This is a genomic window from Sphaerisporangium rubeum, from assembly GCF_014207705.1.
In the GTDB taxonomy this organism is placed as follows: Bacteria; Actinomycetota; Actinomycetes; order Streptosporangiales; family Streptosporangiaceae; genus Sphaerisporangium; species Sphaerisporangium rubeum.
On record NZ_JACHIU010000001.1, the window covers coordinates 5,014,044 to 5,028,324 of the forward strand.

At 71.8% G+C, this 14,281-nt stretch carries 10 protein-coding genes; 5 read left to right on the forward strand and 5 right to left on the reverse strand.

What is annotated here, in order from left to right; genetic code table 11:
* The first annotated feature begins 87 nt into the window (after nt 1-87).
* Nucleotides 88-1,083 (forward strand): TauD/TfdA family dioxygenase, encoded by a 996-nt coding sequence (locus BJ992_RS21430; protein WP_184983767.1) that lies wholly within the window; start codon nt 88-90, stop codon nt 1,081-1,083.
* A gap of 170 nt (nt 1,084-1,253) precedes the next feature.
* On the opposite strand, the gene BJ992_RS21435 is transcribed toward BJ992_RS21430, so the two are convergent.
* Nucleotides 1,254-1,874 carry an LOG family protein gene (locus BJ992_RS21435; RefSeq protein ID WP_184983769.1) on the reverse strand — a complete coding sequence of 207 codons (621 nt, stop codon included), beginning with the start codon at nt 1,872-1,874 and terminating at the stop codon, nt 1,254-1,256.
* A gap of 13 nt (nt 1,875-1,887) precedes the next feature.
* Complete coding sequence (locus BJ992_RS21440) at nt 1,888-3,057, reverse strand: LeuA family protein (RefSeq protein ID WP_184983771.1); 1,170 nt, start codon at nt 3,055-3,057, stop codon at nt 1,888-1,890.
* A gap of 213 nt (nt 3,058-3,270) precedes the next feature.
* On the opposite strand from BJ992_RS21440, the gene BJ992_RS21445 reads away from it, so the two are divergent.
* The 3 genes from BJ992_RS21445 to BJ992_RS21455 are packed head-to-tail and all read left to right on the forward strand — an operon-like array spanning nt 3,271 to nt 9,534.
* Nucleotides 3,271-4,539 (forward strand): glutamate synthase-related protein, encoded by a 1,269-nt coding sequence (locus BJ992_RS21445; RefSeq protein WP_184983772.1) that lies wholly within the window; start codon nt 3,271-3,273, stop codon nt 4,537-4,539.
* The gene (locus BJ992_RS21450) at nt 4,517-6,421 is read left to right on the forward strand and encodes a non-ribosomal peptide synthetase (RefSeq protein WP_184983774.1); all 1,905 of its coding nucleotides are present in this window, start codon (nt 4,517-4,519) and stop codon (nt 6,419-6,421) included. The genes BJ992_RS21445 and BJ992_RS21450 overlap by 23 nt, the downstream gene beginning before the upstream one ends.
* Before the next feature lie 23 nt (nt 6,422-6,444).
* The gene (locus BJ992_RS21455; RefSeq protein WP_184983776.1) at nt 6,445-9,534 is read left to right on the forward strand and encodes a non-ribosomal peptide synthetase; all 3,090 of its coding nucleotides are present in this window, start codon (nt 6,445-6,447) and stop codon (nt 9,532-9,534) included.
* 143 nt (nt 9,535-9,677) lie between these two features.
* Here the strand turns inward: BJ992_RS21455 and BJ992_RS21460 are convergent, their stop codons facing one another.
* Nucleotides 9,678-10,400, reverse strand: a complete 723-nt coding sequence (locus tag BJ992_RS21460) for a LuxR C-terminal-related transcriptional regulator (RefSeq protein WP_184983777.1) — start codon at nt 10,398-10,400, stop codon at nt 9,678-9,680.
* The gene (locus BJ992_RS21465) at nt 10,397-11,401 is read right to left on the reverse strand and encodes an asparagine synthetase A (protein WP_184983779.1); all 1,005 of its coding nucleotides are present in this window, start codon (nt 11,399-11,401) and stop codon (nt 10,397-10,399) included. Before BJ992_RS21465 ends, BJ992_RS21460 begins: the two co-directional genes overlap by 4 nt.
* Before the next feature lie 209 nt (nt 11,402-11,610).
* Between BJ992_RS21465 and purF the strand changes: the two genes are divergently transcribed.
* Complete coding sequence (purF, locus tag BJ992_RS21470; protein ID WP_184983781.1) at nt 11,611-13,038, forward strand: amidophosphoribosyltransferase; 1,428 nt, start codon at nt 11,611-11,613, stop codon at nt 13,036-13,038.
* Here the strand turns inward: purF and BJ992_RS21475 are convergent.
* A complete protein-coding gene (locus BJ992_RS21475) occupies nt 12,983-14,275 on the reverse strand; it encodes an MFS transporter (RefSeq protein ID WP_184983783.1) in 1,293 nt (430 codons plus the stop codon). The two genes, purF and BJ992_RS21475, sit on opposite strands and share 56 nt — an antisense overlap.
* Nucleotides 14,276-14,281 lie beyond the last annotated feature (6 nt).

Sequence of the window (14,281 nt, forward strand, 5' to 3'; positions counted from 1 at the left end):
TGAATTGAAATGACTCCACCCCGGGTTGAACCGTTGTGCACCGGCGGACGATGACAGGCACAGGGGGTGCGGGCCGATATTTGAACCATGCAGCCATTCCATGTGTTCAGCGACGCGGAGCGTGACGAGCTCCGCGGTGTTCTCGGCGCCGTCGCCGGGAACCCCTACGACGGTTACGAGGATTTCGCTCGCGCGGTGGCCGCGGCCCCCGCGCCGGCGTTCTTCGCCGACATCTGCCGGCGGATCAGGCGGGAACGGGACGAAGGGATCTCCGACACCCACGTCCTGCGCGACTGCCCCATGGACGACGACGTGCCTGAGCTGGAGCTCGACGACCCGGTGGCCGACAAGTACCGCAAGAAGCGGACGTTCGTCGGCGAGGCGTTCCTCCAGATGTTCTCCCACCTGGCCGGCACCCCGCTGATGGCGTACGGCAGCCGCAACAACGGCGACTTCTTCACCGACGTGATCGCGATCAACCGGTACAGCGGCATGCAGACCGGATTCAGCGACAGCGAGCTGGTGTTCCACAACGACCGCACCGCGCACTGGGCCCGCGCCGACTACATCGCGCTGCTCGGCATGCGGTGTCCCGAGGAGGAGGTCATCTACACGACCTTCGTCAGCGGCCGTTCCCTGCTGGCCTGTCTCACCGAGGAGCAGCAGGAGGCGCTGCGCAAGCCGGACTTCTACACGCCGTTCGACGTGTTCTCGCGGGACACCAACCTCCGCCAGCAGATCTCGGAGGACCACCCGATTCTGGAGAACGACCACAGCTTCCGCTACGTCGAGACGCACACCACCGTCACCCCCGGGGCCCCCGCGGCGGCCAAGGACGCGCTCATCGCGATGAAGAACGCGCTGTGGCGCGCCGACAAACAGCGGCACCGGCTGATGAGAGGCGACCTGCTGCTGTTCGCCAATCAGGACGGGCTGCACAGCAGGGACCGCATCGAGATCCTCGACGCCGACCGCGCGCGCACGCGGTGGCTGCTGAAGACGTACTCCTTCCGCGACCAGGAGGCCCGCGACAGGTACGCGGGCCGCTGGCTCGGCGGCGTCCCCGGCAGGATCGCCGACTGACCGGACCCGCGGACACCTCGGCCCGGCCGTCCGGCCGGGCCGATGGCGTGCCGTGAGCCGATGCGCGCGCGGCGTGCCGTGACCCGCGTCCACGTCTGTGGCGTGTACGCGGGTCACGGCACGACCGAGTGGGGCACGGCCGTGGTGGCCGTGCCCCACTCGGGGGACTGTCAGGCCGCGCCGAGCATGCCGGCGGCGAGGCGTGACTCGATGTGGTCGAGTGCCTCGTCCACGGTGGCGGAGACGTGGAACAGCGGCGGGCCGCCGCGGGTGAAGCCGCGGCGGTGGATGTCGGCGAACAGCGCGAACAGGTTGTCGAAGATCCCGTCCACGTTGAGCAGCGTGATGGGTTTGGGGCATTCACCCAGGTAGGACAGGGACACCACTTCGAGTATCTCGTCCAGGGTGCCGTAGCCGCCGGGGAGCGCGATGAAGGCGTCCGCCTGGTCGATCATCAGGCGTTTGCGCTCGAACATGTCCTCGGTCACGACGAGCCGCTGGCCGGGTTCCAGCAACGGCCGCTCGATCTCCAGCAGGGACGGGGGGATGATCCCCGTCACCTCCGCTCCCGCGCGCAGCGCGCCTCGGGCCAGCGAACCCATCAGGCCGACCCCACCGGCGCCGTACACCAGGCGGTGGCCCCGCAGTCCGAGCGCGGCGCCGACCGCCTCGGCGACCGGCGGTCCGAGCGGCGACAGGCCGGGACGCGCGCCGCAGAACACGCAGATGGACAGCTTCCTGGCCGCAGGCGTCCCCGGAGTGACGGGAGGCGGCATGGTCGTCTCGCTCATGACCCCCCGGCCCTCAGTGCGTCCGCGCGCCGACCGGGACGAGCTCGGCGGCGAGGCGGCGCTCCAGCACCGTGATGTCCTCGCAGTCGGCTCCCGGCCGCTCGGTGATGTGCCTGCGGTACAGCTCCTCCAGCTTGTCGTCGCTCACCTCGACCCCGATGCGGGACAGGATGTGGCGCAGCACGGCGCGGCCGGAGTGCCTGGCGATGAGCATGGAGCGCTCGCGGCCGAACAGCGCGGGTTCGACGAACTCGTAGGTGCTCGGGTCGCGCAGCATGCCCTGCTGGTGCATGCCGGCGGCGGTGCCGAACGCGAACTCCCCGAAAATGGCCTTGTTGCGTGGCTGCGCCATGCCGATGACCTGCCGCAACTGCGTGTAGATGGCGTACATGCCGCCGGGGTCGACATCGGTGTAGAGGCCGTACCGGTCACCCTTGTAGTGCAGCAGGGCCACCAGTTCCTCCATGGCGGTGTTCCCGGCGCGCTCGCCGATGCCGCCGATCGTGGTCTGCACACCGTCGGCGCCGCCTTGCAGGCCGGCCACGGTGTTGGCCAGCGACAGCCCGAAGTCCTCGTGGCAGTGGGTGAACAGCTGCACAGGCGGCGGGGCCCAGACCCGCATCTTCTCGGTGAGCGCGCGGTACTCGTCCGGCGTCATGCACCCGGTGGTGTCGGCGGCCCCGACACACGTGGCGCCTTCGGCGACGGCGGCGCGGACCAGCGCGCGCAGCAACTCGTCACTGCCGCGTGAGGCGTCCTCGAGGCCGAGGGACACCGACTCGACGCCGAGCGAGACGGCGTGCCGCACGGTATCGGCGACCTCGGCGATCGCCTCCTCGGGGGTGATGCCGCGCTTGCGCTCGATGTGCAGCTCACTGGCGGTGGCCAGTACCTGCACCTGGTGATTGCGGGTGCCGCCGGCCGCCACCGCGATGTCCACGTCCCTACGCACGGCCCGGCAGAACGTGACGAAACGGGCTGTGGTCAGGTGCCGGGAGATGAGCCGCGTGGCCTCGGCCTCAGCGGGTGACGAGGCCGGGAAGCCCGTCTCGATGGCGTCGACGCCGACGGCCTCCAGGGCCAGCGCCAAAGCGAGCTTCTGCCTCGGGTCCATGGAGTTCCCCGGCGCCTGCTCACCGTCACGCAGGCTCGTGTCATGAACGAACACCCGCCGCTTTTTCATGGGTCGTTCCTTCCTGTGCAAAAAGGAGAATGAAATATGTATCCACTTTTCCGGCCGCGAGGTCAATCATTCACCGATGCATTTTCTTCCACCTCGGGTGGAGGGCGATTTCGAGCGCTGTGAAGCCGCCGGTTTTCTTCCGGGTGGTTCTGCCGGTCACGAGGCGGGACCGTGCCTAACGTTGCCGTGTCACCGGCGAACGGGAGCGAGTCGATGAATTCCCCTCTGCGTGCCCCAGGTCTGCCCGAGGCCGCCATACGCGCACGGGCCAGGAACGGCATGGCGTGCGCCTTCCCGCCTGTCGAGGACTACGGCCGCGCCGTCTTCGGCGGCACCTCCCCCGCGTCCGCCGACGCGCTGGACACGATACGGCTGCTTCCGCCGGTCTTCATGGACGAGCGACTGGAGAAGCTCATCGAGCTCGGCAGGGAGCCGCTGTACAGCGACGTCTCCATGGCCTGCGACATCGGAGGGCTGCGGTCGGCGCTGCCGCTCTTCGTCTCGGCGTTCGGCTCCACGCACGCCGCGCGCGGCGACCTCGCGCTCGCGGTGGGACGGCAGGCCGGCCGGCTCGGCATCCCCATGGTGCTCGGCGAGAACGTCGTGCCGGTCGTCGGGTACGGCCGCATGGAACGCGACGCCGCGCCGCGGTCGCTGCTCGCGCGGATCCGCGCGTACGCCGATGAGGCCGCCGATGGTCTCGGCGGGGTCGTCGTGCAGCAGAGCACCGAGGACGCCGACGCCGAGGTGTGGAACCTCGTGTACACCGACCCCTCGGCGCGGCCCCTGCTGGAGAGCGGCCGGCTGGCGTTCGAGCTCAAGGTCGGCCAGGGGGCCAAGCCGGGGCTCGGCGGCATGACCGTGGTGCCGCAGGACGCCGCGGCGGCCCTGCGTGAGCAGTTCGCGCTGGACCGCGCGTTCGGCGAGCTGTACCTGCGCAGCGCCAGCCCCGGCACGTACACCGAGGAGATCCTGCGCCAGCAGGTGCACCTCATGCGCAACAACTTCCCGAGGGCCAGGATCTGGGTGAAGCTGCACCCCGGCAGGGACGTCGCGCACGCCGCGACCGTGGCGTGGGAGGCCGGGAGCGACTCGGTCACCGTGGACGGCGCGGAAGGCGGCACCGGCTGGGCTCCCGCCGCGTTCCTCGACCACGTCGGCCTGCCGCTGGCGGACTGCCTGCGGGCCGTCGGCCGCCGCCGTGACTGCCTGCTGGTCAGCGGCCGCATGTGGGAGGGCACCAGAGCCGTCAAGTGCCTCGCTCTCGGCGCGCGCGCCGTCGGCCTCGGCCGCGCGGCCCTGCTCGCCGCCGACGAGGACCCCGAGTCCGGCCTGCTGAGGCTGGTCGAGTGCCTGACGCTCGAGATGCGGCTCCTCATCAGCGCTCTCGGCAAGTACGACCCCGCGGCTCTGCGTGGCGAGGACATCGGCGAGCCCATGAGCGTGGAAGGAGAGATGTATGACCGGCCCCTTCGAGGATGACGGCGCCGCCTTCCCGCGCGGAGGGCTGCGGCCCCTCCCCGAGATGCTCGCGGAGCGCGCAGGCGACGAGCGGCCGGCGATCGTGTGCGGGGACGAGGTGCTGACGTACGCGCGGACCGAGGCACGGGTCAACAGGCTGGCGAACTTCCTGCGTGCGCGCGGCGTACGGCGCGGTGACCTCGTCGGGGTGCTGCTGGAACGAGGGACGGCGCTGCCGGTCGCGTTGCTCGCGGTGCTGAAGGCCGGTGCGGCGTACGTGCCGCTGAACCCCCGGGACCCAGGGCCGCGGATCGGGCTGATCCTGGAGGACGCGCGGCCCGCGGTCGTGCTGACCGAAGGGCCGCCGCGCGGGCTGCCACCGGGGATGCCGTGGCTGGACGTCGCCGACCCGGCGATCGGCGCGATGCCTGCCACGCCTCCCGAGGCGCGGGTGACGCTCGGGGACCTCGCGTATGTGATCTTCACGAGCGGGTCCACCGGCCGGCCGAAGGGGGTCGCGGTGCCGCACGGCGCGCTGGTCAACTTCCTGGTGTCCATGGCCGCGCGGCCGGGAATGCCGGCCTTCGGCGTGCTGGTCGCGGTGACCACGCCTTCGTTCGACATCGCGGCGCTTGAGCTCTTCCTTCCGCTGACCACCGGCGGGACGGTGGTGGTCGCGGACTCGGCCACCACCGTGGACGGCGCGCGGCTGCGCGCGCTGCTGGCGCGCTCGGGTGCCACGCACATGCAGGCCACCCCCGCCACCTGGCGGCTGCTGCGCGGCGCACCCGAGCTGGCCGGGCTCACGGCCCTGGTCGGCGGGGAGGCGGTCACGCCGGACGTCGCCGGGTTCCTGCTCGGCGGCGGAGCGACGGTGTGGAACATGTACGGGCCGACGGAGACGACCATCTGGTCCACCGTACGTCCCCTCGGGCCCGGCGACCTCGGCCGCTCGGGGCCGATGCCGATCGGCCGGCCGATCCGCGACACCACCTGCCACGTCCTGGACGGCTCGGGCCTGCCGGTGCCGGACGGCGAGCCAGGTGAGCTGTACATCGGCGGCGGCGGTCTGGCCCGCGGCTACCACGGCCGGGCCGGCCTGACGGCGTCCCGCTTCGTCCCCGACCCCTTCGGCCCGCCAGGCGCGCGGCTGTACCGCACCGGCGACCTCGCGCGGTTCCTGCCGTGCGGCGACCTCGAGTACCTCGGCCGCACCGACCACCAGGTCAAGATCCGCGGCCACCGCGTCGAGACCGGCGAGATCGAGGCCCACCTCGCGGCCCACCCGTCGGTGGACCAGGCCGTCGTCACCGCGCACGACTTCGGCCCCGCCGACCGCAGACTGGTCGCCTACGTGACCCCCGCGACCGTCCGCACCGGCGACACGACCTCCGGCGAGACGGCGTCCTCGCGCACCGATACCGGCGCGGACCCGGACCCGGCGCTCCTTCGGACTCACCTCGCCGAGCGCCTCCCCGCCTACATGGTCCCCGGCATCTATCTGGTGCTTCCCGAGTTCCCCCTCACCCCGAACAGGAAGGTCGACAGGAAGGCGCTCCCCGAGCCCGTCTTCCCCGCGGCGTCCCCCGAGGAGGAGCCGCTCGACGCACGCGCACAGGTGCTCACCGCGGTGGTGGCCGAGGTGCTCGGGGTGGCCGCCGTCGCGGCGGGGGACAACTTCATCGGCCGCGGCGGGGACAGCGTGTCCGCGCTGACCGTCGTACGCAGGGCACGCGAGGCGGGGCTGAACCTGACCGCCGAGGACGTGCTCGCCGGCGACGACTTCGCCGCGACGGCGCGGCGCGCGCTCCCCGTCGACGACGATCCCGCCGGGGAGGCGGCGGCCGTGCCGCTGGTGTCCCTCAGCCAGGCGGAGCTCGACGAGATCGAATCCCTGCTGTGATTCCGACGTCTGGAGACCCGACCATGTCACGCTCACCCGTCGAGGACGTCCTGCCGCTGTCACCGCTGCAGGAGGGCCTGCTGTTCCACGCGCTGTTCGACCGCGAGTCCCGCAGGCTGTACGTCGCGCAGTTCGTCACGCCGCTGCACGGCCCGCTGGACGCCGCGCGGCTGCGCGCCGCCGCCGAGGCGCTGCTCGAACGTCACCCCAATCTGCGTGTGGTGTTCCGGCACCGCAGGTCAGGCGAGCCGCTGCAGGTGGTCCGCAGGGACGCGCCGCTCGACTGGACCGAGGCCGGCGCGAACGCGGGGGACGCGGCCGCGGTGATCGACGCGGACTGGCGACGCGGGATGGACGTGGAAGGCGCGGCGCTGATCCGTTTCCTCCTGGTCAAGGAGGGGCCGCTGAGGCACAGGCTGGTCGTCACCGCGCACCACTGCGTGATCGACGGCTGGTCGACGGCGTTGCTGTTCCAGGAACTGTTCGACCTGTACGCCGGTGAGCGGCTGCCGCCTGCGCCGTCGTTCCGCGACTACCTCACCTGGGTGGCGCGGCAGGACAAGATCCGGGCCCAGCTCGGCTGGCGCGGGGACATGGCCGGCGCGGAACCCACGTACGTGGCCCCTGGAGCGCCGCGCGGCGAGGCCGACCCCCGTACGGTGACCGTCCGGCTGCCGGCGGGGCTGACGCGTGAGCTGTCGGCGCGGGCCCGTGAGTGCGGCGTCACCGTCAACACGGTGGTGCAGACCGCGTGGGCCATCCTGCTCGGCCACATGACCGGCCGCGACGACGTGGTGTTCGGCACGACGGTGAGCGGCCGGCCGGCCGACCTGCCGGGTGCGGACACCATGGTCGGCATGCTGATCAACACGGTGCCGGTACGGGCCGAGCTGCGGCCGGACGACACCGTGCGGGACGTCATGGAACGCGTGCAGGAGCAGCGGTTCCGGTTGCTCGCTCACGACTACCTCGGGCTGACCGACATCCACCGGGCCATCGGCGCGGACCGGCCGCTGTTCGACACCACGGTCGCCATGGACAACTACCCGATGAGCGATTACGCGTTCGACCTGCGGGTCGAGGGGTTGCGCGCCGACGGCGTCACCGTGCGGGAGACCTCGCACTACGCGGTGACACTGGTCGCCGTACCGGGTGAGGAGCTGGAGCTCCACATCCACCACCGGCCCGACCTGTTCGGCCGCGCCGACGTCGAGGCGTGGGCCGCGCGCCTGACCCGCCTGTTCGAGCGGTTCGCCGACGACCCCGGCACCCGCCTGAGGCAGATCGCGCCGCTGACCCCCGAGGAGCAGGGACGCCTGCTCGCGGCGGGTACGGGGCCGAGCGCCGCCGCACCTGAGTGCGTGCACCACGCGTTCGAACGCATCGCCTCGCGCCTGCCTGACGTCACCGCGCTGATCTTCGAGGACCGCCGCGTCACGTACGCCGAGCTGAACGAACGCGCCAACCGCCTGGCCCACCACCTCGCCGGGCTCGGCGTGCGGCCCGGCGCCTGGGCCGGTGTGCAATTCGAGCGGGGCCCCGACCTCGTCGTGGCGATCCTCGCGGTGCTCAAGGCCGGTGGCGCGTACGTACTGCTCGACACGTCTTTCCCTCCGGAGCGGCGCCGGGAGATCCTCGGCAGGGCCGGCGCGGAGGTGCTCGTCACCGGCGCGGACCTCGCGGAGCGACTCGGCGCCGAGGGGGTCGTGGTCGTGCGGTGCGACACCGACGCGGCGGCCGTCGCGGCCCACTCCCCCGCCGGCCCCCGCTCCGGCGTGACCCCCGAGGACGCCGCGTGCGTGCTGTTCACCTCCGGGTCGCAGGGCAGCCCCAAGGGGGTCGTGGCGCCGCACCGCGCGATCACGGCCACGCTCGCCGGACAGGACTTCATGGAACTGCGTGAGGGTGAGGTGACACTCCAGTGCTCCCCCGTGTCGTGGGACGCGTTCGCCGCCGAGCTGTTCGGGCCGCTGACCACCGGCGGCACGTGCGTGCTCCAGCCGGGCCCGGTGCCGGAGCCCGAGGTGATCGCCAGGCTGATGGCCGCGCACGACGTGACCACCGCGCACTTCTCGGCGAGCCTGCTCAACTTCCTGCTCGACGAGCACCCCGGCCTGCTGTCCCGCACGCGGCAGCTCCTCACCGGCGGTGAGGCCGCCTCGATGCCGCACATGCGCAAGGCGCTGCGCGACTACCCCGGCCTGCGGATCGTCAACTGCTACTCGCCGCTCGAATGCATGATGGTCAGCGTGTGGCACCGGGCCGCGCCGCAGGACCTGGCACGGCCGTCGCTGCCGCTCGGCCGGCCGACGGCAGGCAAACGGCTGTACGTGCTCGACGCGAACCTGCGGCTGGTACCGCCGGGGTTCATCGGCGAGCTGTACATCGCGGGAGCGGGGCTGGCGCACGGCTATCTCGGCCGGCCGGCGCTGACCGCCGAGCGATTCGCCGCCGACCCGTTCGGCGGGCCGGGTGAGCGCATGTACCGCACCGGGGACATGGTGCGGTGGACGCGTGACGGGCTGCTGGAGTTCGTCGGCAGGGACGACGCGCAGTTCAAGCTGCGGGGGTTCCGCATCGAGCCCGCGGAGGTCGAGGCGGCGATCACCGCACACGACGGGGTCGCGGACGCGAGGGTCATGGTGCGCGAGGACCGGCCGGGTGACCAGCGGCTCGTGGCGTACGTCATCCCCACCGACCCACGTGCCTTCGACGTCACCGCGCTGCGGGGCCACCTCACGGTCTTCCTGCCGGACTACCTGCGTCCCGCGGCATTCGTCGGGCTGGAGCACTTCCCCGTCACGCCGAACGGCAAGCTGGACCGCCGGGCCCTGCCGGTGCCTGACTACGGCGTCACCGGTGGCGAGGCGGCGCGCGACGACCGTGAGGAGATGCTGTGCGCGTTGTTCGCCGACGTGCTCGGCGTCGAGGACGTCGGCATCCATGACGACTTCTTCCGGCTCGGCGGCCACTCGCTGCTCGCGCTGCGGCTGATCGGCCGGCTGCGGGCCTCACTCGGCGTCGACATGGGGATCGCCACCTTGTTCCGCCACCCCACCGTGGCGGCCCTCGCCGAGCAGCTCGGCCGTGAGCACGCGCCGGATCCCGCCTGACCCGCCGGCACCGGCACTCATGCATGACGACGGAAGAGAGGTCCCGGAGTCCGGGACCCCTCTTCCGTCGTGCGAACGTTCCGAGCTGTCCTCCGGCGGAGATTTTTCGCTTTCGTCCTGCCAACGCTCCGCGCGCCGTCCCCTCACCGGACGAGGCGTGGCCGTCTGTCCTCTTCGACACCGCAGCCGAGCGCGGCTTGCATCAGCAGGACGGCCTCCAGGCGGTTGCGCGCGCCGAGCTTGGTGAGCGAGTGCGACACGTGGCTCTTGACGGTGGCCGGGGAGATCGCGAGGGACCTGGACACCTCGGCGGTGGACAGGCCGTCGGCGAGCAGCGCGAGGACCTCGCGCTCACGCTCGGTCAGCTCGTCCATGCGGTGGTCGAAGACCGAGCCGCCGTTCATCACCGTCGCGGGCACGCACAGCTCGATGAGGTCGGGTGAGAGCACCACGTACCCGGAGGCGGCGGCCACGACGGCGGCGCACAGGTTCGCCACGGCCCAGTCCTTGTTCAGGCAGCCGGCCGCCCCCACGGCGAACGCGGCGTCGAGCCGGTGCTTGCTCCAGTCGACGCCGATGAGCAGCGTGCGCACCCCCGCCTCGGCGAGCGTGCGCGCGAGCAGCACGTGGTTCTCCTTCGGCCCGGAGACCAGCACCGCGAGGTCGCCGCGCCGCACGTGCCACCCCGGTGTCGCGCCACGGCCGTCGGTCGCGGCGATCAGCGTGATGTCCGGCGATGCGCTGAGTGTGCCGCCGAGCACGTGACGCGAGATGGGGTCGTTGTCCACCAGCACCACCCGAGGCGCGTCCACCGGCGCGGCCGCGGACGACGCGGCCGGGACGAAGGTCTCCCGCAGTGTGCTCACGGAGACACCATCCCGGGGACCTTCGGATAAGCGGTGGCCTGCCAGACGTACTCGGCACCCGCGAGGTACCGGGTGAAGCGCTCGACCCCGAGCCCGAAGCCGGCGCTCGGTGGCACCCCTTTGCGCACCTCCTCCATGTACCAGGCGTACTTGGAGGGGTTCTCGCCGGTCTCCCGGCAGCGGGTGATCAGCGTCGCGTAGTCCCGCTCGCGTTCACCGCCGCTGATGACCTCGCCGTACCCCTCCGGCATGAGCAGGTCGAACGTCCGCAGCACCCGGGGCCGGTCAGGGTCCTCACGCTCGATGAAGCACCGCGAGCCCTTGGGGTAGTGCGACACGAGCAGCGGTCCGTCCGCGAGTTCGGACAGCAGCCGCTCACCCTGCCAGTCGATCTCGGCGCCGGGCTCCTGCGGGTGGCCGCGGTCGATCAGGGTCCGCACCGCTTCGGTGTGGGAGAGCCGGCCGAACGGCTTGCCGAGCAGCGCCGTGAACGCGGAGGCGTCGCGGCCCAGCACCGCGAGGTCACCGGCGCAGTGCGTGACGACACCCCGCACGATATGCGTGATGAGCTCCTCGGCGAGCGTCATGATCGATTCCAGCGTCGCGTGCGCGACCTCGATGTCGAGCTGGTGGAACTCGGCCAGATGACGCTGCGTGGAGCAGGTCTCAAGCGGCTCCAGCCGCACGTTGGGGGCCACGAACACGATCTTGTCGAAGGCCAGCAGCGACGGCTGCTTGTAGACCCCGGCACTCGTCATCAGTTTGTAGCGGTGACCGTAGTAGTCCACGTCGACCTGCTTGGCGCCGCGGATCCCCGGGTCGGTCACCGGGCCGATCACCGGAGGCAGCAACTCGACGAAGCCCTCGCGGTAGAGGTACTCACGCGCGAAGCCGAGCATGCGGTGCTGGAGGCGCAGGACGGTGCGGGTCTCTTCAGAGGTGAGGTGCTCGCGTGGCGACGGCGGCAGCTTGTTCGCCGCGGCCGTGACGTGGTGTGCCAATTTGGATTACTCCCGTCGTGGAGTGGCGGCCCCTAATTCTGAGAAAAGACTAGGCGCGGTGGAAAGGCGCACCCGGAAGTTTCGACGGAAGAATGCAGGCAGCTTCCACCGCGCACGAACTTCTGCACGACGTTCTCGCCTAGCATCGGCGGCAGGCGCCGGCAAAGGCGCCGATTCGATTTTCACCGGCCGAATGCGGAGGGTGCCCCATGTCTCTTGACGCCGTGGGAGAAGAGTGCGGGATCGTCGGTGTCCGGGCCCCCGGCGCGTCCGTGGCCTGGATGGTGTACGCGGGGTTGCTCGCGTTGCAGCACCGCGGCCAGGAGGCGGCAGGCGTGGCGGTCGGCGACGGATCCCGGCTGAGCCTGGAACGCGGCCTCGGGCTGGTCACCCAGGTGTTCGACGAGGAGCGGCTGGACCGGCTGCCCGGCCTGGTCGGCGTCGGCCACGTGCGCTACCCCACGGCCGGCGGCGCGGCCCTCGCCAACGCGCAGCCCCTGCTCGGCGCCGCCGCCTCAGGTGAACGGTTCGCGCTGGCCCACAACGGCAACCTGCTGCGCATCGGCCGCTTCGGCGGTTCCGCCGACGGGGCCGGCGGCCGGGCTTGCGACCGCGCCGGCCGGGAGCCGGGGAGCGACAGGCGGCGGGACGGCGGGACCGACACCCAGGCCCTGGTGGACCGGCTCGCCACCCGTGAGGGCCCGCTCGTGCAGGGACTGCGTGAGCTGCTGCCGCACGTGTACGGCGCGTACTGCCTGGTGCTCGCGACGCCGTCGGCCCTGTACGCGGCGCGCGACCCGCACGGCTTCCGTCCCCTCTGCCTCGGGGCCACCGCCACCGGCTGGGTGGTGGCGTCGGAGACGGCGGCGCTGGACGCCGTGGGGGCCCGGTTCGTGCGCGAGGTCGAGCCCGGCGAACTGCTCACCATCGACGACGACGGCCTGCGGTCGGAACACTTCGCGGTCGCGCCGCACACGTTGTGCGTGTTCGAGCACGTCTACATCGCGCGGCCCGACTCTCTGATCAGCGGACGCCGCGTGCAGGAGGTGCGGCACGCGTTCGGCGCGGCGCTGGCCCGCGAGGCCGGGGTACCGGCCGACGTGGTCATCCCTGTGCCTGACACGGCGCGGCCCGCCGCGCTCGGCTACGCCGCCGAGAGCGGGGTGCCGTACGCCGAGGGGTTTGTCAGGAACCCCTACCTCGGCCGCACGTTCCTGCGTCCGAGCGACGCGGCGCGCCGTTCCGGGGTCCGCCTGAAGCTCAACCCGGTGCCGGAGGCGGTCGGCGGCAAGCGAGTGGTGGTGGTGGACGACTCGCTGGTGCGCGCCACCTCGATGAAGCACGCGGTCGCGCTGCTGCGCGGCGCCGGCGCGGCCGAGGTGCACGTGCGGCTGGCGTCGTCGACGATCGCGTGGCCGTGCTTCTTCGGCGTGGACATCAGCACGCAGAGCGAGCTGGCGGGCCACTTGATGACGCCTGAGCAGATCGGCGCGTTCGTCGGGGCCGACTCGCTGGCCTTCCTGTCGGTCGAGGCCATGAGCGCGGCGACCGGCGCGGGCCGGTCGCTGTGCCTCGGGTGCTTCACCGGCTCGTATCCCTCTCGCGTGCCTCTTGAACCGGCCCGGCCTGTGGCGTGACCGGCGCCGGCTTCAGCAGGCGCGCGGCGAGCAACCACGCGAGCAGCAGCACCGCCGCCTGGAAGTTCAGCGCCGCGAGCGTCGGCACCAGCCCGGCGAGGACGCCGGCGAGCATCATGCCGAGCGCCTGCTGGCCGTCGGACAGCGCGATGAACGTGCTCATCACCCTGCCGCGCAGCCCCTCAGGCGTCGCCTCCTGCACCAGCGACAGCCACCCCGCCATCAGCCAGATGCCGGGGACCCCCGCCAGGGTGAACAGGCCGATGTAGAAGCCGATCCAGGCGGTCACCAGGGTGAGATTCCAGATGGCCAGGCTGATCAGCGCGAACGACAGCAGCCCGTAGGCGAGGAACTGGTGGGCCTGCAACCGGCGCGCCATCCGGCCGGCGACGGCGCCGCCGAGCAGTCCTCCGATGGCCTGCACGCCGCGCAGCAGCCCCGCCTCCGGCTCGCCGCCGGCGATCAGGTCGGTGACGAACAGCAGGAACAGGATCACGAAGAGTCCTTGTGCCACCGACAGCAGACCGAGGATGAGCGCGACCGACCGCAGCCGCGCCGAGGAGCCGATGGCGCGCAGCCCGGTCGGCAGCTCGCGCCAGAACGCGGGCCCGGAGGTCTCGGCCCCGGGGACCACGGCGTCCTCGGTGACCCGGCGCGCGGCGCCTGAGCCCATGAGCGCGACGAGCACGACAGTCACCACCAGCATGGCGACCGACGTCAGCACGACGCTGGCCATGCCGGTGAACCCCAGCAGGAACCCGCCGACGGGACTGCCGACCAGACGGCCGAGGTTGCTGTTCAGGTTGATGGACGCGTTGGCCCGCACGAGCTGTCCTGAGGGCACCAGCGTCGGCACCACGGCGTTCTTCACCGACTCGAACATGCCGGTGAGGCCGGACTCGGCGGCCATCACGAGGTACACGATCCACAGGTCGCCCTCGCCGGCGACGAGCAGCAGGGGGAGCAGCAGCAGGGCTCTGGTGCCGGCCAGCCACGCCATGAGCGGCGCCGGCCGCCACCGGTCGGCGAAGACGCCGGCCAGCGGCGTGAGGATCAGGCTCGGCAGCAGGCCGAGCATCGCCACGGTGGAGGTGACCAGCGCCGAGCCGGTGAGGGTCAGCGCGTACAACGGCAGCGCGATCAGCAGGGACCACCTGCTGATCTCGGTGAAGAAACTCGCGGCCCAGATGTATAAGAACCGTCGTTGGCGCAGCGGGTGCGCAGGCGTCGTGCTCATGGTCTC